Here is an 18574-nt window from a genome sequence, read left to right as displayed (position 1 = left end):
TCAGAACGGATAGCCGGCCACGTCGCCGCGGACCGTCGTCCACCGGGTCTCGGTGAATGCCTCGATGTTCGCCTCGCCGCCGAAGCGGGCTCCCGTGCCGGACGCCGCGACCCCGCCGAACGGGGCGACCGCCTCGTCGTTCACCGTCTGGTCGTTGATGTGGACGATGCCGGTGGGGATGCGCTCGGCGAGGTCGAGTCCGCGCGCCGGGTCGCGGGTGACGATGCCGAGGGAGAGGCCGTACGGGCTCGCGGCGGCCAGCGCGGCCGCCTCGTCGGCGTCGGTGAAGGAGCGGACGGGTGCGACGGGGCCGAAGACCTCCTCGGCGTATGCGGGGGTGCTGTCGTCGACGCCCGCGAGAACCGTCGGCCGGTAGAAGAGGTCGCGGTGCTTGCCGCCCGCGGCGAGCTTGGCCCCCGCTGCGGTGCTGGCCTCCACCAGGCCGTGGATCTTGGCGAGTTGGGCCGCGTCGATGACGGGGCCGAGGTGGACCTGTTCGCGGTGCGGGTCGCCGACGGCGAGGGAGTCGGCCTTCGCGGCGAGGCGTTCGACGTACTCCTCGTAGAGCGAGGCGTGGACGAGGTGGCGGCCGGTCGTCATGCAGATCTGGCCCTGGTGGAAGAAGGAGCCCCAGGCCGCGGTGGAGATGACGGCATCGAGGTCGGCGTCCGCCAGGACGATCAGGGCGGAGTTGCCGCCGAGTTCCAGGTGCGCGCGCTTGAGGTGGCGCCCCGCGGCCTCGCCGACGGCCCGGCCCGCGCCGGTGGAGCCGGTGAAGGAGATGACGGGGACGTCCGGGTCTGTGACGAGCGCCTGGCCCGCGTCCGCCCCGCCGGGCAGCACGTGGAGGACGTCCTCCGGCAGACCCGCGGCGGCGAGGACGGCCGCCAGGGCGAGACCGCCGCAGACCGCCGTGCGCGGGTCCGGCTTGAGGACGACGGCGTTGCCGAGCGCGAGGGCCGGGGCGACGGAGCGGATGGAGAGGATGAGCGGGGCGTTGAACGGGGCGATGACGCCGACGACACCGGCCGGGACGCGGCGTGTGTACGAAAGGCGCGGCGCCTCGCTGGGCAGGACGTGGCCGGCGGGCCGGGACGCCAGGGCTGCGGCCTCGTAGCACTCCTGGGCGGCGACGTGCAGCTCGAAGTCGGCCTTGCCCGGGATGGATCCCGACTCGCGCACGAGCCAGGTGCGCAGCTCGTCGGCGTGCTCGGTGAACAGGTCGCCCGCGCGGCGCAGGACGGCGGCGCGCGCGAAGTGGGGCTGGCGGGCCCAGTCGCCCTGGGCCGCTGCGGCGGCCTTCGCCGCGGTGCGGACGTCGTCCGGGGAGGCGAGCGTGACGGTGGCGAGGCGCTCGCCCGTGGCGGGCTCCGTGACCTCGTGCTCATCGCCCGACAGCGGGCGGGCCTGCCAGGTCTTCGGGTCGAGCAGGGGCATGCCGGATCTCCGATCGGTCACTGATCTCCGGGGCGGCGCGCGGGACGGTGCGCCGGCCCATGTTGTTGAGCACGCAACATCCTAGTCGGGTGGGCCATGCGGGACCCCGGCCGTCAGGTCGACTGTCTCGCCACGACGCGGGCCCGGAGCATGTCGTGCGACTCGGTGACGGCGCCCGGGTCGCGCACCAGGCGGTCGACGAGCGCGGCGAGCTCCTGCCCGGACGGCAGCTCGATACGGACCGTGCTCAGCCGGGGCCGCAGCAGCCGCCCGAGCATCAGATCATCGGCCCCGATGACAGCTGTCTCCTCCGGAATGCCGACGCCCGCGTCCTGCAGCGCCCGCATCAGGAGCATCGCGTACTCGTCGTTGTACGCGAACACGGCGTCGATCCCCAACTCCCTGATTCTCGGCACCAGTTGGGCCGCCGAATCCTCGTCGTAGGTGAGGGGCAGCTCGAAGACCGCGGCGCCGGTACCGAGGACCTCGTTCCGTATGCCTTCCAGGCGCGGCCGCGCGAAGTGGTCGAGGCCGGGCTCCGTCGGCAGTACGACGCCGATGCGGCGCCGGCCGCGTTCGACGAGGTGGGCGCCCGCGCTGTGGCCGACCTCACGGTGGTCCATGAGCAGCGCGTGCGCGCCCTCGGCGCGCTCCGGGCCGAGCGTGATGACGGCCCTGGCGCCGGAGCGGCGGAGCACCTCGACGCCCTCGGTGCCCAGGTCGGGCGGTGTGAGCACCGCGACCGGGCGCAGCTCCGCCCAGGCGCGCGCCGCGTCGTCGCCGCGCAGGCTGACGCTGCCGTACTGCACGACCGTGTAGTCGAGGCGGCTCAGCGCCCACTGGAGGTCGTTGAAGAACGTGTTGTAGAGCGGTCCGGCCGGGACGCTCGGGGAGGGCATCAGGACGATGCGGGTGTGCCCGGCGCGCAGGCTGCGGGCCGCCGCGTGCGGCACGTAGCCGAGCTCCTTCGCGGCCTCGTGGACGCGGCGGCGGGTGGGTTCACTGATTCTGACGGCGCTGGTGTTGTTCAGGACGTAGCTGACGGTGGCGCGCGAGACCCCGGCGAGCCGGGCGACGTCGGCGCTCGTCGGCGCCGGGCTCGGCGCGGCGGACTCCCGCGATGTGCGGGCGGACTGCGGCTTCGGTATCTGCACCATGACGCACCGCATCTTTCCAGACGGGTGCGGCCGTCTTCCCGGCCGGGCATACCGGTCGGGGCCCGCGACCGCTAGCGTGCGTGCACTCAGGCGTTCGAAGTTCCGAAGTTCCGTATCCCGTATTCCGTACGAGGAGGTGTCCGCATGGCGTCCGACCGTGCCGCCGGGCTCGCCGCGACCGCCCGCGCGCTCGCCGAGGGGGACGTGTCGTCGCGCGTCCTCGTCGAGGAGGCCTTGGCGCGCATCGACGCGACGCAGCCTGCCCTGAACGCTTTCCGCACGGTCCGCGGGGAGGCCGCCCTCGCCGAGGCGGACGCCGCGGACCGCGAACGCGCGGCGGGCGAAGGCGCGTCAGGAGGCAGTCGGCCGCTGCTCGGCGTGCCGCTGGCCGTGAAGGACGACATGGACGTGGCGGGCGAGCCGACCGCGTTCGGCTGCCCCGGCGACTTCCCGCCGAAGACCGAGGACGCGGAGGCCGTACGCCGGCTGCGCGCGGCGGGCGCCATCGTGATCGGCAAGACGAACACGTGCGAGCTGGGGCAGTGGCCCTTCACCGAGGGGCCCGCGTTCGGCGACACCCGCAACCCGTGGAATCACGGGCACACGCCCGGCGGTTCGTCGGGCGGCTCGGCGGCGGCCGTCGCCGCGGGAATCGTGCCGGCCGCCCTCGGCTCGGACGGGGCGGGCAGCATCCGTATCCCCGCCGCGTGGACGCACCTCGTCGGCATCAAGCCGCAGCGAGGCCGGATCTCGACGTGGCCCTGGGCGGAGTCCTTCCACGGGATCACCGTGAACGGCACGCTCGGCAGGACCGTCGAGGACGCGGCGCTGCTCCTGGACGCGGCGAGCGGTCCGCACGACGGCGACCTGCACTGTCCGCCGCGGATCGGGGCGGCGCAGGCGGCCCGCGACGAGCCGGGAAAGCTGCGTATCGCGCTGTCCCTGCGCATGCCGTTCACCGCAACTCCCAAACGCCTGGACCCCGTTGTGCGGGCCCGGGTCGTCGCGCTGGCGGAGCGGCTCGCCGCGCTCGGGCACGACGTGGAGGAGGCCGACCCGCGCTACGGGCAGATCGGCCTCGCGTTCGTGCCGCGCGCCACCGCGGGCGTCGCCGACCGGCTGCGCGACGTTCCCGATCCAGCGCTGCTCGACCCGCGCACCCGGGAGTCCGCCCGGATGGGCCGGGTACTCGGCGGCGCTCCGCTGCGGCTCGCCCGGCGCGCCGAGGCCTCGCTCCAGCGCAGGGTCGGCGCTGTCTTCGACACGTACGACGTGGTCCTCGCCCCGACGACGGCCACTCCCCCGCCCCGCATCGGCGCGATGGCGTCGCTGGGCGGCTGGCGCACCGACCGGGCGATGATCGCGGCGTGCCCGTACGCATGGCCGTGGAACGTCCTCGGCTGGCCCGGCGTGAACGTCCCCGCGGGCTTCACCGGCGACGGGCTGCCCGTCGGCGCTCAGCTGCTCGGCCCGGCGAACAGCGAGCCGCAGCTCATCTCGCTCGCGGCCCAACTCGAGTCGGATCAACGGTGGTTCGAGAAGTGGCCCGAGAACCTCCAGGAGTCGCGCACCGGAGCGTAGAGCGGGTCACGCACCCCGGGCGAGCACCGCCCACAGGCCCGGGTCCTCGAAGTTGAGGGCCCACACCACCGTGTTGCGCGCCCCGTAGCGACGCTGCACGGGCAGGTGCGCCTCGGCGCCGCGCGCGTCCTGATACCAGACGGTGCGGACGATGCCGTTCTCCTTGTACGTGAAGTGCGGGCTCTGCGAGGCGGGGTCGAGCCCGTAGGGCGCGCCGACGGCCTCGCGCAGGGCGTCCGCTTCCTTCGAGGTGACGTGCCGGGCCGCTCTCGTGTCTGCCCTCGGCCCAGTCCCAGCCGTAGGCAGGCAGGCCCAACTCGATGCAGTCCAGGGGGATTTCGGCCGTTGCGCGGCGCAGGATCTCGTCGTACCAGGCGGTGGAGGAGAGCGGCCCAGGAGTGCCCGTGGCGTAGTGCAGGTTGTAGGTCAAGATGCGAACGCGGTCGGCCACCTGGCCGAGGCTCCGGTAGTCCCAGATGCGGCCCGTCGTGGTGGTCTTGGGGTTGACGGTGGCGAACCACACCTTGCCCAGCGCGTGCAACCCCGAGCACAGGTCACGCAGGAGCGCGGTGTGGCCCGGGCCCACGGTGCGGTAGGTGGCGTCACCGGTCGCCGCGATGGTCTCGTAGTCGAGGCCGATCCCGTCGTACGCGCGGCTGCGGACGAGGACGAAGGGGCTGATGATGCGGAGTTGGTCCGCGTGGGCGAGGGCGTCCTGGTAGGCGCCTTCCTGGTCCCGGTACGGCAGCCAGGCCGAGAGGGTGCGGGGCGGGGGCGAGGCGTCGCCCCGGGCGAGGGCGGCGGCGCACAGCGCGAGGACGATGGCACCCGTGAGCGCGAGGGGAGAAAAGCGGCCCGGGCGTCCGCGTCGTACGGCTCGGGCGGATATGGGGGTCTTCATGCGCCGAGCCTGTGTCCCACCGGCCGGGCCCGCCCTGCGGGTTGGGCCCGTCAGGCCCTAACGTGACCCGCGTGACTGCCTTCATCGATGACCCGCATGCCCACGAGCACCCCGGCCGTGCCGGCGCCACCGCCACGGTCGAGGCCGCGCCGCGCGAGGTGGGCCGGGTGCGCACCGAGTACGCGCCCGCCCACGACGGCGACCCCGATCCCGGCGAGATCGTCTGGACGTGGGTGCCGTTCGAGGAGAACGACGGCCGCGGCAAGGACCGTCCTGTGCTCGTCGTCGCCAGGGAGGCCGCCGGCACGCTCCTCGCCGTACAGCTGTCGAGCAAGCGGCACGACCACGACAGGGAGTGGGTGCCGATCGGCAGCGGGCCGTGGGACACCGCGGGCCGCGACTCGTGGGTGGCGATCGACCGCGTCCTTCGGGTCCACGAGCGCGGCATGCGCCGGGAGGCGTGCGCCCTGGACCGCATGCGGTTCAACCTCGTGGTGCTGCGGCTCAGGGAGCGGTACGGCTGGCGCTGACCGCCGGCGAGGCCGCGAAGGCCCGCTCGAAGGCCGTTCTGGTCCGTGCGTCCGGCGTGCGGTCCAGGACGCCGAACACGATGTGGTCGAAGCGGCCCGCGAAACGGCCGCCCCCGTCGAGGAGCGCCCGGAACGCGTGGGCGACCTGCGCCGGGTCGTTCTGGAACACACCGCAGCCCCAGGCGCCGAGCACGAGGCGCCCGTAGCCGTGCGCAGCGGCCGTCTCCAGGACCCGCTCGGCCCGTGACGCGAGGGCCCCCGCGATTTCGCCTGACCGCTCCGGGGTGCTGCGGCGTACGACGCCCGCGTTCGGCGCGGGTGAGGTGAGGAAGCCCGCGGCGTACGGCTCGTCGAGCAGCCGTCCGCGGTCGTCGCGGAAGACGGGGACCTGGGGTGAATGGATCACGCGGTCCGTGTAGAACGGGTCGCGGTTCTCGCGGTGGTGATCGTAGAAGTCACGGGCCCGCAGCAGGCACGTGTACAGGGCCGAGGCCCGGCACACGGCTTCCTCCTGGGCCTGTGCGCCGTTGAGATAGCCGCCGCCGGGATTTCGGGCCGAGGCGAAGTTCAGTACGGCGACCGGGTCCTGACGGGCGGTGACCAGGCGGCGCGCGGCTTCCAGGCTGGACTCGCCGGTGACCTCGACGGCCGTATCCGCGAGCCGGCCCGGCTCGGGCACATCGACCGGGGCCGGACCGTACGTGCGGGTCGCGTCCCGCGCTGCCGTCACCGCGTCCGCGATCGGCACGACCGCGCCGCCCGGCGTCGTGTACCGCCCCGCCGCGACGATCTCCTCCGTCTGCTGCGCGATCCCCCGCAGCCGGGCGCTCACGCCCGCTCCCCCGTGGTCGTCCTCATGAACGCATGATGTGCGCCGGGCGACTCCGCGAGCAACAGATTTTCAGTGTCCGAAGGGCACTCTTGTGCGATTCGCCGTGAGGGTTTTGGGTGGTACGAGCACTGCCGCCCCGGCCCGGCCCATCCCCGTCGAGTCGACGGCGCGGCCCCTACCGGGGACGATGAAGGCGAACGGATCAGGAGGATCCTGAACATGCCCGAAGGAGACTGTACGGAGCTCGGCACGGCGGCCCTGGTCACCGAGGCCGAGGTCGAGGCGCTGGTCCGCGGGATCTGCTTCAAGACCGGACCACCTCGCACCGTGGGTGTCGAGGTGGAATGGCTCGTCCACGAGCCGCGCAGGCCGCGGCTCCCCCTGGCACCCGAACGGCTCGACGCGGCGTACGCCGCACTGGGCGCCCTGCCCCTCAGCTCGGCGCTCACCGTAGAACCCGGCGGACAGCTGGAGCTCAGCTCCCTGCCCGCCTCGTCGCTCATGGACTGCGTCTCGGCCGTCTCGGCCGATCTGACAGCGGTCCGCACCTCGCTCGCTGCCCGTGGCCTCGCGCTGACCGGCCTCGGCACCGATCCCTGGCGCCCGCCGCGGCGGCTGCTCCACGAGCCGCGCTACGACGCCATGGAGTCCTGGTTCGACCGGACCGGTCCCGCGGGCCGCGCCATGATGTGCTCGTCGGCGTCGGTGCAGGTCTGCCTCGACGCCGGGTACGAGGAGCCGGGGCCGCTCGGCCACGGCAGGCGCTGGCGGCTCTCGCACCTGCTCGGCGCCGTCCTGGTCTCCGCGTTCGCCAACTCACCGATGCTGTGCGGGCGTCCGACCGGCTGGCGCTCCACCCGCCAGGCGGTGTGGGAGGAGATCGACCCCGGCAGGTCCGGGGCACCGCCCCTCGACGTGGAGCCGCGCGAGGCCTGGGTCCGGCACGTCCTGGACGCGCCGGTGATGTGCGTCCGCAAGGACAGCGGGCCCTGGGACGTCCCCGACGGCATGTCCCTGCGGACGTGGCTGCGTACCGGTGGGCCTCGGCCCGCCACGCGCGGTGACGTCGAATACCACCTGTCCACCCTGTTCCCTCCGGTGCGCCCGCGTGGCCACCTCGAACTGCGCATGATCGACGCGCAGCCGGGCGACGACGGCTGGATCGTGCCGCTCGCGGTGACGACCGCGCTGTTCGACGACCCGGAGGCCGCCGAGACCGCGTACCGCACCGTGAAGCCGCTGTCCGAACGGGCGGGCCCGCTGCCCGCGCCGCACAATCGACTGTGGCGCGACGCGGCGCGGCACGGGCCCTCGGACCCCGAGCTCGCCGAGGCGGCCGTCACGTGTTTCGCGGCGGCGCTCGACGCGCTGCCGAGGCTCGGCGCGTCGCCCAGGGTGCTCGCCGCCGTCTCCGCTTTCATGGACCGCTATGTCGTGCGCGGCCGGTGCCCCGCCGACGACGTGCTCGACCACATCGATGCCCCCGCCCCCGGGAGGACCGTCACCTCATGACCGCACAGAGCGAAGACACCGCCCCGGACCCCGAGGCACTGCGGGAGCGCGCACGGACCGCGCTGCTCACCGCGCGGGACCGCACGACGCTGCTCACGAGCTGCGTCGAGGGGCCCGAACTGACCGCGCAGCACTCACCGTTGATGTCGCCGCTGGTGTGGGACCTGGCGCACATCGGCAACCAGGAGGAGCAGTGGCTCCTGCGCGCGGTCGCGGGCCGCGAGGCGATGCGCCCGGAGATCGACCCGCTGTACGACGCCTTCGAGCACCCGCGCTCCGAGCGACCCAAGCTGCCGCTGCTCGCACCCAAGGAGGCGCGCGGTTACGCGGCCGAGGTGCGGGGCCGCGCGCTCGACGTCCTGGAGAGCACGCCGTTCCACGGCACCCGACTCACCGAGGCGGGGTTCGCCTTCGGGATGATCGCCCAGCACGAACAGCAGCATGACGAGACGATGCTGATCACCCATCAGCTCCGGTCGGGAGCACCGGCGCTGACGGCCCCGGATCCCGACCCCGTCTCCCCGGCTTTCCGCGGACCGTCCGAAGTCCTCGTGCCCGGCGGCCCGTTCACGATGGGGACGACCGCCGAGCCGTGGTCTCTGGACAACGAGCGGCCCGCGCACGCGCGCCTCGTCCCGCCGTTCCACATCGACACCGCACCGGTCACGAACGCCGCGTATCTGGCCTTCATGGAGGACGGCGGCTACGACAACTCCCGATGGTGGACGCCCGAGGGCTGGGCCCTGGTGCGGGACAACGGCCTGCGGTCGCCGCTGTTCTGGCGGCGTGAGGCAGGGCAGTGGCTGCGGCGCCGCTTCGGGGTGACCGAGGTGGTCCCGCCGGACGAGCCCGTCGTGCACGTCAGCTGGTACGAGGCCGACGCGTACGCGCGCTGGGCGGGCCGGCGCCTGCCCAGCGAGGCCGAGTGGGAGAAGGCGGCCCGCTTCGATCCCGCGTCCGGGCGGTCGATGCGCTACCCGTGGGGCGACGCGGACCCGACGCCGGAGCGCGCCAACCTCGGCCAGCGCCATCTGCGCCCGGCCCCCGCGGGCAGCTACCCGGCGGGTGAATCGCCGCTGGGTGTACGGCAGTTGATCGGCGACGTGTGGGAGTGGACGTCGAGCGACTTCCTGCCGTACCCGGGGTTCGTGGCCTTCCCGTACCGGGAGTACTCGGAGGTGTTCTTCGGCCCGGACCACAAGGTGCTGCGCGGCGGCTCGTTCGCCGTGGACGCGGTGGCGTGCCGCGGCACGTTCCGCAACTGGGACTATCCGGTGCGCCGGCAGATCTTCGCCGGCTTCCGCACCGCGCGCGACGGGGAGGGTGCCTGATGTGCCGGCAACTGGCCTACCTGGGCCCTGCGGCGCCACTCGGCGACGTGCTCGTGACACCGTCCCACAGCCTGCTGCGCCAGTCCTGGGAGCCGCGCCGCCAGCGGCACGGGACCGTGAACGCCGACGGCTTCGGCGTGGGCTGGTACGCGGACGGGGACCCGGTGCCCGCGCGCTACCGCAGGGCCGGGCCGATCTGGGGCGACCAGTCGTTCGCCGATCTCGCGCGGGTCGTGCGCTCGGGGGCCGTGCTCGCCGCGGTCCGCGACGCCACGCTCGGCGGCGCGGACGGCGAGGCAGCGGCGGCGCCGTTCGCCTCCGGTCCGTGGCTGTTCTCCCACAACGGCGCGGTGAGGGGCTGGCCGCGCTCGCTCGCCCCGCTCACCACGGCGGTGCCGCCCGTCGACCTGCTGTCCCTGGAGGCCCGCTGCGACTCGGCGTTCGTCTGGGCGCTGCTGCTGCACCGGCTGCGCTCGGGCGACGACCAGGGGCAGGCCCTCGCCGACACCGTCCTCGAAGTCGCCGAGGCCGCTCCCGGATCACGGCTCAACCTCCTCCTCACCGATGGGGAGACGATCACCGCGACCGCCTGGGGCGACAGCCTCTGGTATCTCACCGAACCCGGCCGCAGCACCGTCGTCGCCTCCGAGCCGTACGACGACGATCCGCACTGGCGCGAGGTGCCGGACCGCACCTTGCTCGCCGCGAGCCGCACCGACGTCCTGCTGACCCCGCTCAAGGAGCCCTCCGCGTGAGCCCGTACCAGCTGACCCGCACCCTGCCCGAGGACGCCACCGGCGCCGCCCTGCGCGCCGATGTCCTCAGCGGCCTGACCGGCACGCCGAAAACGCTGCCGCCCAAGTGGTTCTACGACGCGCGCGGCAGCGAGCTGTTCGACGAGATCACGACCCTGCCCGAGTACTACCCGACGCGCGCCGAGCGGGAGATCCTGCTGGCCCGCTCCCAGGAGATCGCCGACGCCACCGGCGCCCGCACCCTCGTCGAGCTGGGCTCCGGCTCGTCGGACAAGACCCGCCATCTGCTCGACGACCTGCCGATCCTGGAGACGTACGTCCCCGTGGACGTCAGCGAGAGCGCGCTGCGGGGCGCCGCCGAGGCGCTCGGCGCCGAGCGGCCCGGGCTGAACATCCACGGGCTGATCGCCGACTTCACGCTCGGACTCACCCTGCCGGACACTCCGGGGCCGCGCCTGGCCGCGTTCCTCGGCGGCACGATCGGCAACCTTCTGCCGGCCGAGCGCGCCGCGTTCCTGACCTCCGTACGCGCCCTGCTGCGGCCCGGCGACATGCTGCTGCTCGGCACGGACCTGGTGAAGGACGAGTCGGTCCTCGTCGCGGCGTACGACGACGCGGCGGGCGTGACGGCCGCGTTCAACAAGAACGTGCTCAGCGTCATCAACCGCGACCTGGGCGCCGACTTCGACCCGGGCGCCTTCGAGCACGTCGCCCTGTGGGACGCGGACAACGAGTGGATCGAGATGCGGCTGCGCTCCACGGCCGCACAGACCGTCAAGATCCCGGTGCTCGGCCTCGCGGTCGACTTCGAGGACGGGGAGGAGATCCGCACGGAGATCTCGGCGAAGTTCCGCGAGGAGGGCGTGCGGGCCGAACTGGCGGGCGCGGGGCTGCGCATGACGCACTGGTGGACGGACGCGCAGAACCGCTTCGCGCTCTCGCTCAGCCTCGTGGACTGACGGCCCCGAACCCAGTGGCAGGCGGCGGGTCACGGTCCGCTGGCGTCCAGCTCCTTGGTGATCCGTCGGGAAGCCGCCCCGGCCTCCTCGGCCGGGTCGGCCCCGGCGAGCACCTTCGACATGTACGCCTTGATCGGGTTGTCGGCCTCGACCCTCGCCCACAGCGGGGACACCGGCGTGGCCCGGCCTCGTGCGGCGCCCGCCGCCATCGCGGCCACGCCCGGCTCGTCGGCGACGGCGTCACTCAGGGTCGTCTTGTTGGGCACGTAGTTCATGGTCCTGGCCAGGTCCTTCTGCCACTTCTCGCCGGCCAGGGCCTTGACGACCGCGACGGCTCCGTCGCGGTCGTCGGTGTTCTCGGGCACGACCAGGTCGGAGCCGCCGGTGAAGACGGATCCCGGCTTGGCCGCTGTCTTGCCGGGGATCGGGAAGTAGCCCAGCCTTCCCTTGAGTTCGGGGTTCTGCTGCTCGACAGCCTGGGCGACGCCGGGCACGGCGACGATCTGGCCGACGTCGCCCTTCGCGAACTCGCCCGACTGCGGGGGGTGTTCCTCGTCGGAGTCCTTGGGCCCGTGGCCGAGCGCCTGGAGCTGCCGGTAGAACTCCATGCCGCGCAGCGCCGCCGGGGTCTGCAGGCTGCCCTCCCAGATGCCGCCGTGCTCCGTCGCGAGGTCGCCGCCCTCGTCCCAGATGAATCCGGAGAGCGTGTACCAGTCCTGGCCGGCCAGGTAGATGCCCTGGTCACCATGGGTGTTGAGACGCCGTGTGTCGTCGAGCCACTCGGCGCGGGTGCGGGGCGGCTGCTTGATGCCCGCCTTGGCGAACAGGTCCTTGTTGTAGATCACCACCCGGTTGGCCGCATACCAGGGGATGCCGTACTGGCGCGAGTGGAACATGCCGGGATCGGCGAGTCCGGGCAGCCACTCCTCCATGCCGAAGTCGCGCGCGGACTCCAGGCTGAGGTCGAGCAGTCCGCCCTCGTCGACGTACTGGGGCACCTGGGTGTTGCCGACCTCGATGACGTCGGGCGCCGGTCCGTCCACCGCGTCGCCACTGGCCGTGGCGCCCTCGTCCTGGGTGAGGGCCGCACTCACCTTCTCGCCGATGCCGGTCCACTCCTGGATACGGATGTCCAGGCGCAGGCCGGGGTTCTTGTCCTCGAAGCTCTTCGTGAACCGCTTGAGGAACGCGTCCGACGCGCTGTCCTTCATCAGCCAGACGGTCACCGTGCGCTGCTCGTCGCCCGCTCCTGGCAGATAGCCGCAGCCCGTGAGCAGCGAGGCGGACACGAGGGCGAGGGGGATGAGGGACGCGGCGGTGCGGCGGTACTTCACGTGGGTCACTTTCTGCCTGCGGACAGGGAGGGGCGGCCCGACGTGGGGGATGAGCGTGACGCTCGCACGGGTGTGGCTGGATTTTGGTATGGACCAATCGAACGGTCAAGGGGGTGGCGGCCGGTAAGTCGAACATCTGCGCTCTCGCTCGCGGTCCACGGTGACCTGAGGCACCGTGGAGGGACGTCCACCGCACGGGCCGAGGAGGCCTTCATGTCCGATCACACGTACCGGGTCACAGAGATCGTCGGCACCTCCCACGAGGGAGTCGACCAGGCCATCCGCAACGGCATCGCCCGCGCCTCGCAGACGCTGCGCGGCCTGGACTGGTTCGAGGTGTGCCAGGTACGCGGCCACATCGAGAACGGTCAGATCGAGCACTACCAGGTCGGCCTGAAAGTCGGCTTCCGGCTGGAGGACGAGGCCTGAGCGTGCGCGCCGGGGCCACTCGGGTGCGGCTCCGATCCCGCTCGCCCGGTCCGCTCAGGTCCGCCCCTCGCGCTCCTGGGCGTCCTTCAGCGCCTCGGAACCGCTCGCCCAGCGGGCGCGTACGACGGTGAAGCCCGCCCGTTCGGCCTCGTCGCACACGAGCTCGTCGTCGTCGACCAGCATGCGCACCTCGCGGCCGCGGGAGAGCGTGCGCAGCGTCTCCAGTTTGGTGCGGCGCGCGGGCCTGCGGTCGTCGTTGCGGCGCATCCAGACGCGCCCCTCGGGCAGGCCCTGTTCGGCGAGCCAGGCCACGGTGTCGGCGCGGCACCGCTCCGGCCTGCCCGTGAGGTAGACGACCTCGCACTCGCGTGCGCTCTCCAGCGCCAGCTCGACGCCGCGCGCGAGCGGCGGATCTTCGGGCGCGGCCCCGAAGAAGGCCGACCAGTCACGCGGGGTGCGCTCCAAAAAGCGCTGCCGGTGGGCCGTGTCGGCGAGGGTGTTGTCGAGGTCGAACACCGCCAGGGGTCTGGCGAGAGGCCTGCTGTTGTCGATCACACGCCAAGCGTAGGGAATCCTGAAGCGGCACAGACGTTGAACGGTGTGTGAGCTCAGTGATCGCATCGACCCGGTTCTCCGTCCTCGACCGTTCGCGCACCCGTGAGGGGCACGACGGGCCCTCGGCGCTGCGCGACACGGTGCGCTTCGCGCGCGAGCTGGACGCGCTCGGCTATCACCGTGTCTGGGTGTCGGAGCACCACGGGGTGCCGGGCGTCGCGGGGTCCGCGCCGACCGTGCTCGCCGCGGCGGTCGCGGCCGCCACCCGCACGATCCGGGTCGGCACCGGCGGCGTGATGCTGCCCAACCATCAACCCCTGGTGGTGGCCGAGCAGTTCGGGGTCCTGGAGTCGCTGTTCCCCGGGCGGATCGACATGGGTCTCGGCCGTTCGGTGGGCTTCACGGGCGGCGTACGCAAGGCGCTCGGGCGGGACAAGGACGATGCCGACGACTTCGCGGCGCAGCTCGCCGAACTGCTCGACTTCTTCCGGGGGACCTCCACGACCGGGGTACGCGCACGCCCCTCGGACGGCCTGACCGTCCCGCCGTTCGTGCTCGCCATGGGCGAGGGCGCGACGATCGCCGCCGAGGCCGGACTCCCGATGGTGGTCGGCGACCTCAGGAACCGCGAGAAGATGCTGCGCGCAATCGACCGGTACCGCGCCAGTTTCCGGCCGTCCGCGTGGGCGGGCGAGCCGTACGTCGTCGTCTCCGGGACGATCGCGGTCGCCGGGAGTCCGGAGGCCGCCCACCGCCTGCTGATCCCGGAGGCCTGGTCGATGGCGTACTCCCGCACCCACGGCACGTTCCCGCCGCTGCCGCCCGCCGAGCGCGTGGAGGCGCTGACGATGACGACGAAGGAGCGGGACTTCTACGAGTCCGGGCTGCGCGGCCACATCGCGGGCACGGAGGACCAGGTCGCGGACGAGCTGGAGACGCTGATCAAGGAGAGCGGCGCGCAGGAGGTCCTGGTCACGACCAGCTCGTACGACCGCGAGGGCCTCCTGGAGTCCTACCGCGGGCTCGCCCGGGTCGCGGGGCTGCACAGGGCCTAGAATCGTGGGGTTTGCCCCCCGCGTGACAGCGCATCCAGCCGCCCTACGGAGCCCACCCCATGCACGAGCCCGACCACGATCCGTTCGTCCGTGTGCGGGGTGCCCGTGAGCACAATCTGCGGGGCGTCGACGTGGACATCCCGCGCGACGTGCTCGCCGTCTTCACGGGGGTCTCCGGCTCCGGGAAGTCCTCGCTCGCCTTCGGCACGATCTACGCCGAGGCGCAGCGCCGCTACTTCGAGTCCGTGGCCCCGTACGCGCGCCGCCTCATCCACCAGGTCGGTGCGCCCAAGGTCGGCGAGATCACCGGGCTTCCGCCGGCCGTCTCGCTCCAGCAGCGCCGCTCCTCCCCCACGTCCCGGTCCTCCGTCGGCACGGTGACGACGCTCTCGAACTCGCTGCGCATGCTGTTCTCGCGCGCGGGCGACTACCCGCCCGGCGCGCAGCGGCTCGACTCCGACGCCTTCTCGCCGAACACGGCGGCCGGGGCGTGCCCCGAATGTCACGGGCTCGGCGTGGTGCACCGCACGACGGAGGCGCTCCTCGTGCCCGACCCGTCCCTGTCCCTCCGCGAGGGCGCGATCGCCGCGTGGCCGGGTGCCTGGCAGGGCAAGAACCTGCGCGACGTCCTGGACGCGCTCGGGTACGCCGTCGACCGGCCCTGGCGTGAACTGCCGCAGGAAGAACGCGACTGGATCCTGTTCACGGACGACCAACCCGTCGTCACCGTGCACCCCGTGCGGGACGCGGGCCGGATCCAACGTCCGTACCAGGGCACGTACATGAGCGCGAACCGCTACGTGCTCAAGACGTTCGCGGACTCCAAGAGCCAGACGCTGCGGACGAAGGCCGAGCGGTTCCTCGACAGCGCGCCGTGTCCGGTGTGCGGCGGGGCGCGGCTGCGGGCCGAGTCGCTCGCGGTGACGTTCGGCGGACGGACGATCGCGGATCTCGCGCATCTGCCACTCGCGGACCTGGCGAAGATCCTCGACGCCCCCGGCGACGCCTCGGAGACGGCGCGGGTCCTCACCGGCGACCTCCTGGCCCGCATCGCCACCGTCGCCGAGCTCGGCCTGGGCTACCTCAGCCTGGACCGCGCCACGCCCACGCTGTCCGCCGGTGAGCTCCAACGCCTGCGCCTGGCCACACAGTTGCGCTCCGGACTCTTCGGCGTGGTCTACGTGCTCGACGAGCCGTCGGCGGGCCTGCACCCGGCCGACACGGAGTCGCTCCTCACCGTCCTCGACCGGCTCAAGGCGGCCGGCAACTCGGTGTTCGTCGTCGAGCACCACATGGATGTCGTCCGCAAGGCCGACTGGCTCGTCGACGTCGGCCCGCTCGCGGGCGAGCACGGCGGCCACGTCCTGCACAGCGGTCCCGTCGCGGATCTGGCGTCCGTCGCGGACTCGGCGACGGCCCGCTTCCTGTTCGGCCGCGAGCACGTGCCCGTGCGCACGGTGCGGGAGCCGCGCAGCTGGCTGAAGGTCGGCCCGGTGACCAGACACAATCTGCGCGATGTGTCGGTGGACGTACCGCTGTCCACGTTCACGGCCGTCACCGGTGTCTCCGGGTCCGGGAAGTCCACGCTCATCGGCTCGATCACCGAGGAACTGGAGGGCGTGGGCCGCCTCGTGGTCGTCGACCAGAAGCCGATCGGGCGCACCCCGCGCTCCAACCTGGCCACGTACACGGGCCTGTTCGACGTGGTACGGAAGGTGTTCGCGGCCACCGACGAGGCGAAGGCCCGCAAGTACGGCGTGGGGCGCTTCTCGTTCAACGTGGCCGGCGGCCGGTGCGAGACCTGCCAGGGCGAGGGCTTCGTCAGCGTCGAGCTCCTCTTCCTGCCGAGCACGTACGCGCCCTGCCCGGACTGCGGCGGCGCGCGCTACAACGCCGAGACGCTGGAAGTCGCCTACCGGGGGCGGACCATCGCCGAGGTCCTCGATCTGACGGTGGAGAGCGCGGCGGAGTTCTTCGCGGACACGCCGGCCGTGGCGCGCAGCCTCGGCACACTGCTCGACGTGGGGCTCGGCTATCTGCGGCTCGGGCAGCCCGCCACCGAGCTGTCCGGCGGGGAGGCCCAACGCATCAAGCTGGCGAGCGAGTTGCAGCGCGGGCGGCGCGGTTCCACGTTGTATCTGCTCGACGAGCCGACGACCGGTCTTCATCCGGCCGATGTCGAGGTTCTGATGCGGCAGTTGCACGGGCTCGTCGACGCCGGGCACACCGTGGTGGTCGTCGAGCACGACATGGCGGTGGTCGCGGGCGCGGACTGGGTGATCGACCTGGGGCCGGGCGGCGGCGACGCGGGCGGTCGGATCGTCGCCGCGGGGCCGCCGACGGAGGTGGCGCGGGCGAGCGGGAGCGCTACGGCTCCCTATCTCGCCCGTGCCTTTCCGCCGGGCGCTCTGCCGGAAGCGCGGTCATGAACCTGCGGGCCGTACGTGGCTGGTCGCGTCCACGCGGCGGAGCCGCATATCGGCACAGCCCCGCGCCCCTGAAACACCGGAGTTCGCCAGTTCCCCTTCGGTGAGTTCTCGGGCCACCAGCGCGGTGTGGGTCCTACAGGGCCGGCCCGTCGTCCCCGACTCGGCGGCCCGGGCCAGTGAGCGGCGGTCGAGGTGCGAGCCCGGCGGGATCACGTCCCGTATCTCGACCTCGGCCACCAGCCCCCGTGTCGACGCCACCCGCCACAGCGAGGCGAGCAGCGTGTCGTCGCCGACGAACGCGGCTGCGGTGCCGGCCGCCCCGTCGGCGAGCCGGTACCGGACGCTGACCGGCTGGACCGGGACCCCCGCGTCCAGCGCGGCCTGGAAGACGGCGCGCCGGAAGTGCCCCTGCGCACGACCGCACCAGGTGCTGCCCTCGGGGAACGCGACGACCGCGGAGCCGGCCCGCAGCGCCTCGGCGATGCGGGCGACCGTGTCCGGGAGGGCACGCAGCCGGTCCCGCTCGATGAACAGGACGCCGCTGCGCGCGACCACCGGCCCGGCCAGGAGCCACCGCCCGATCTCCGCCTTGGCGAGCATCCGGGCCGGGCGCACGGCGCCGAGCAGTGGGATGTCCAGCCAGGAGATGTGGTTGGCGACCAGGAGCAGACCGCCGGTGGGTGCGGCGGCGGTGCCGGTGACGCGGACCTGGACCCCGATGGCCCGCGCGATCGCCCGGCACCACCACCTGACCGGTCCGGCGGGGATCCGTCCGCCGAACGGTGACAGCGCGATCCCGGTCAGGACCAGGACCACGACCGCCGTCATCCGCAGCACGGCCCGGGGTACGGCCGTCGCGGACCCCGCCGGCTCCACGCATGCCTTCGGGGTGCAGGGCGCGCTGGGCAGCCAGACGCTCATCAGGCCGGGGCGAGAGAGAGGAAGTGCCGCAGATAGCGCGGGTTGACCCGGCGCATCGACAGCAGCACGTACAGGTCGGCGACCCCGAAGTCCGGGTCGTGGGCCGGCTCCGCGCACACCCAGGCACCGAGGCGGAGGTAGCCGCGCAACAGCGGCGGAAGCTCGGTGCGGGCGGGGAACTCCACACGCTCCGCGTTCCAGGGCAGCAGCGGTCGTACGCGGTACTCCTCGGGAGCCAGGTGCTTGGTGCGCACACGGTCCCAGGTGCCCGCCGCGAGGGCGCCGCCGTCGGCCAGCGGGATGGAGCAGCAGCCGGCCAGCCATTCGTGGCCGCGGTCGACCATGTAGCGGGCTATCCCGGCCCAGATGAGCCCGATGACGGCGCCGTCCCGGTGGTCGGGGTGCACGCAGGAACGGCCGACCTCGACGAGGCCCGGCCGGATCTCGTCGAGGGCGGTCAGGTCGAACTCGCCCTCCGAGTACAGTCGTCCGGCGACGGAGGCCCGCTCCGGTGGCAGCAGCCGGTAGGTGCCGACGACCTGGCCGGTCACCGTGTCGCGGACGAGCAGGTGGTCGCAGTACGCGTCGAAGGCGTCGACGTCGAGGCCCGGTTGCGTGGTGGTCAGCAGGGCGCCCATCTCGCCCGCGAAGACGTCGTGCCGCAGCCGCTGCGCGGCACGGACGTCGTCCTCGTCGCGGGCCAGGGTGACGGTGTAGCGGGTGGGTGCCTCGGGCTGTGGGGGACGGTCGAGCGTGGTGACGCCGGTCATGGCTCTCTCCTGGTCACGGGCCGGTTCGGCGGAGCGATGGGCGGGCCGGACTGTCGTACGGCCTGCCGCTCCTGTTCTTCCGATAC

The 18574-nt window shown here is 73.0% G+C and carries 16 protein-coding genes; 9 read left to right on the top strand and 7 right to left on the bottom strand.

The annotated features are described in order from the left end of the window. Nucleotides 1–1437 carry an aldehyde dehydrogenase family protein gene (locus tag CG723_RS10490; protein WP_100593008.1) on the bottom strand — a complete coding sequence of 479 codons (1437 nt, stop codon included), beginning with the start codon at nt 1435–1437 and terminating at the stop codon, nt 1–3. A 113-nt stretch (nt 1438–1550) separates the two neighbouring features. Beyond that, entirely contained in the window at nt 1551–2594 is a 1044-nt protein-coding gene (locus CG723_RS10485; RefSeq protein ID WP_100593007.1) for a LacI family DNA-binding transcriptional regulator, read from the bottom strand. A gap of 144 nt (nt 2595–2738) precedes the next feature. Here CG723_RS10485 and CG723_RS10480 point away from each other — a divergent pair, with 144 nt between their 5' ends. Together CG723_RS10480 and CG723_RS10470 are read left to right on the top strand one after the other, a co-directional pair. Then, a complete protein-coding gene (locus tag CG723_RS10480; RefSeq protein WP_100593006.1) occupies nt 2739–4175 on the top strand; it encodes an amidase in 1437 nt (478 codons plus the stop codon). A gap of 972 nt (nt 4176–5147) precedes the next feature. Continuing rightward, nucleotides 5148–5606: a type II toxin-antitoxin system PemK/MazF family toxin gene (locus tag CG723_RS10470; protein ID WP_100593005.1), complete on the top strand. Its 459-nt coding sequence runs from the start codon at nt 5148–5150 to the stop codon at nt 5604–5606. Here the strand turns inward: CG723_RS10470 and CG723_RS10465 are convergent. Continuing rightward, on the bottom strand, nt 5581–6438 hold the full coding sequence (locus tag CG723_RS10465) for a TIGR02452 family protein (protein WP_100593004.1): 858 nt from the start codon (nt 6436–6438) through the stop codon (nt 5581–5583). The two genes, CG723_RS10470 and CG723_RS10465, sit on opposite strands and share 26 nt — an antisense overlap. A 219-nt stretch (nt 6439–6657) precedes the next feature. Between CG723_RS10465 and egtA the strand changes: the two genes are divergently transcribed. Genes egtA through egtD form a run of 4 tightly spaced genes read left to right on the top strand, consistent with a single transcriptional unit; the run spans nt 6658 to nt 10995 of the window. Then, nucleotides 6658–7950: an ergothioneine biosynthesis glutamate--cysteine ligase EgtA gene (egtA, locus tag CG723_RS10460; protein WP_100593003.1), complete on the top strand. Its 1293-nt coding sequence runs from the start codon at nt 6658–6660 to the stop codon at nt 7948–7950. Next, nucleotides 7947–9281, top strand: a complete 1335-nt coding sequence (gene egtB, locus CG723_RS10455) for an ergothioneine biosynthesis protein EgtB (protein WP_100593002.1) — start codon at nt 7947–7949, stop codon at nt 9279–9281. Before egtA ends, egtB begins: the two co-directional genes overlap by 4 nt. Then, on the top strand, nt 9281–10036 hold the full coding sequence (gene egtC / locus CG723_RS10450) for an ergothioneine biosynthesis protein EgtC (RefSeq protein ID WP_100593001.1): 756 nt from the start codon (nt 9281–9283) through the stop codon (nt 10034–10036). The genes egtB and egtC overlap by 1 nt, the downstream gene beginning before the upstream one ends. Next, nucleotides 10033–10995 (top strand): L-histidine N(alpha)-methyltransferase, encoded by a 963-nt coding sequence (gene egtD, locus CG723_RS10445; protein ID WP_100593000.1) that lies wholly within the window; start codon nt 10033–10035, stop codon nt 10993–10995. The genes egtC and egtD overlap by 4 nt, the downstream gene beginning before the upstream one ends. Before the next feature lie 29 nt (nt 10996–11024). On the opposite strand, the gene CG723_RS10440 is transcribed toward egtD, so the two are convergent. Beyond that, complete coding sequence (locus tag CG723_RS10440; protein ID WP_234374235.1) at nt 11025–12329, bottom strand: extracellular solute-binding protein; 1305 nt, start codon at nt 12327–12329, stop codon at nt 11025–11027. A gap of 213 nt (nt 12330–12542) precedes the next feature. Between CG723_RS10440 and CG723_RS10435 the strand changes: the two genes are divergently transcribed. Further along, the gene (locus CG723_RS10435) at nt 12543–12758 is read left to right on the top strand and encodes a dodecin (protein WP_100592999.1); all 216 of its coding nucleotides are present in this window, start codon (nt 12543–12545) and stop codon (nt 12756–12758) included. A gap of 54 nt (nt 12759–12812) precedes the next feature. Here the strand turns inward: CG723_RS10435 and CG723_RS10430 are convergent, their stop codons facing one another. Continuing rightward, nucleotides 12813–13310 carry a phosphatase domain-containing protein gene (locus CG723_RS10430; protein WP_442802554.1) on the bottom strand — a complete coding sequence of 166 codons (498 nt, stop codon included), beginning with the start codon at nt 13308–13310 and terminating at the stop codon, nt 12813–12815. Between the two features lie 50 nt (nt 13311–13360). Between CG723_RS10430 and CG723_RS10425 the strand changes: the two genes are divergently transcribed. Both CG723_RS10425 and CG723_RS10420 read left to right on the top strand, forming a co-directional pair. After that, entirely contained in the window at nt 13361–14368 is a 1008-nt protein-coding gene (locus CG723_RS10425) for an MsnO8 family LLM class oxidoreductase (protein WP_100592997.1), read from the top strand. 59 nt (nt 14369–14427) lie between these two features. Continuing rightward, a complete protein-coding gene (locus CG723_RS10420) occupies nt 14428–16797 on the top strand; it encodes an ATP-binding cassette domain-containing protein (RefSeq protein WP_100592996.1) in 2370 nt (789 codons plus the stop codon). Here CG723_RS10420 and CG723_RS10415 read toward each other — a convergent pair. Continuing rightward, a complete protein-coding gene (locus CG723_RS10415; protein ID WP_100592995.1) occupies nt 16792–17718 on the bottom strand; it encodes a lysophospholipid acyltransferase family protein in 927 nt (308 codons plus the stop codon). The genes CG723_RS10420 and CG723_RS10415 overlap by 6 nt on opposite strands. Next, on the bottom strand, nt 17718–18488 hold the full coding sequence (locus tag CG723_RS10410; RefSeq protein ID WP_100592994.1) for a GNAT family N-acetyltransferase: 771 nt from the start codon (nt 18486–18488) through the stop codon (nt 17718–17720). Before CG723_RS10410 ends, CG723_RS10415 begins: the two co-directional genes overlap by 1 nt. Between the last annotated feature and the right edge of the window lie 86 nt (nt 18489–18574).

Origin of the sequence: Streptomyces sp. CB01635 (assembly GCF_002803065.1) — a bacterium.
Lineage (GTDB): Bacteria > Actinomycetota > Actinomycetes > Streptomycetales > Streptomycetaceae > Streptomyces.
Note: the sequence above shows the minus strand (reverse complement) of the source record. Positions and strands in the feature narration are given on the sequence as shown.

Bases quoted from the DNA above. Each gene is read 5' to 3' on its own strand.
- CG723_RS10490 (WP_100593008.1), bottom strand. From the start codon at position 1,437: ATGCCCCTGCTCGACCCGAAGACCTGGCAGGCCCGCCCGCTGTCGGGC.
- CG723_RS10485 (WP_100593007.1), bottom strand. From the start codon at position 2,594: ATGGTGCAGATACCGAAGCCGCAGTCCGCCCGCACATCGCGGGAGTCC.
- CG723_RS10480 (WP_100593006.1), top strand. From the start codon at position 2,739: ATGGCGTCCGACCGTGCCGCCGGGCTCGCCGCGACCGCCCGCGCGCTC.
- egtA (WP_100593003.1), top strand. From the start codon at position 6,658: ATGCCCGAAGGAGACTGTACGGAGCTCGGCACGGCGGCCCTGGTCACC.
- egtB (WP_100593002.1), top strand. From the start codon at position 7,947: ATGACCGCACAGAGCGAAGACACCGCCCCGGACCCCGAGGCACTGCGG.
- egtC (WP_100593001.1), top strand. From the start codon at position 9,281: ATGTGCCGGCAACTGGCCTACCTGGGCCCTGCGGCGCCACTCGGCGAC.
- CG723_RS10435 (WP_100592999.1), top strand. From the start codon at position 12,543: ATGTCCGATCACACGTACCGGGTCACAGAGATCGTCGGCACCTCCCAC.
- CG723_RS10420 (WP_100592996.1), top strand. From the start codon at position 14,428: ATGCACGAGCCCGACCACGATCCGTTCGTCCGTGTGCGGGGTGCCCGT.
- CG723_RS10415 (WP_100592995.1), bottom strand. From the start codon at position 17,718: ATGAGCGTCTGGCTGCCCAGCGCGCCCTGCACCCCGAAGGCATGCGTG.
- CG723_RS10410 (WP_100592994.1), bottom strand. From the start codon at position 18,488: ATGACCGGCGTCACCACGCTCGACCGTCCCCCACAGCCCGAGGCACCC.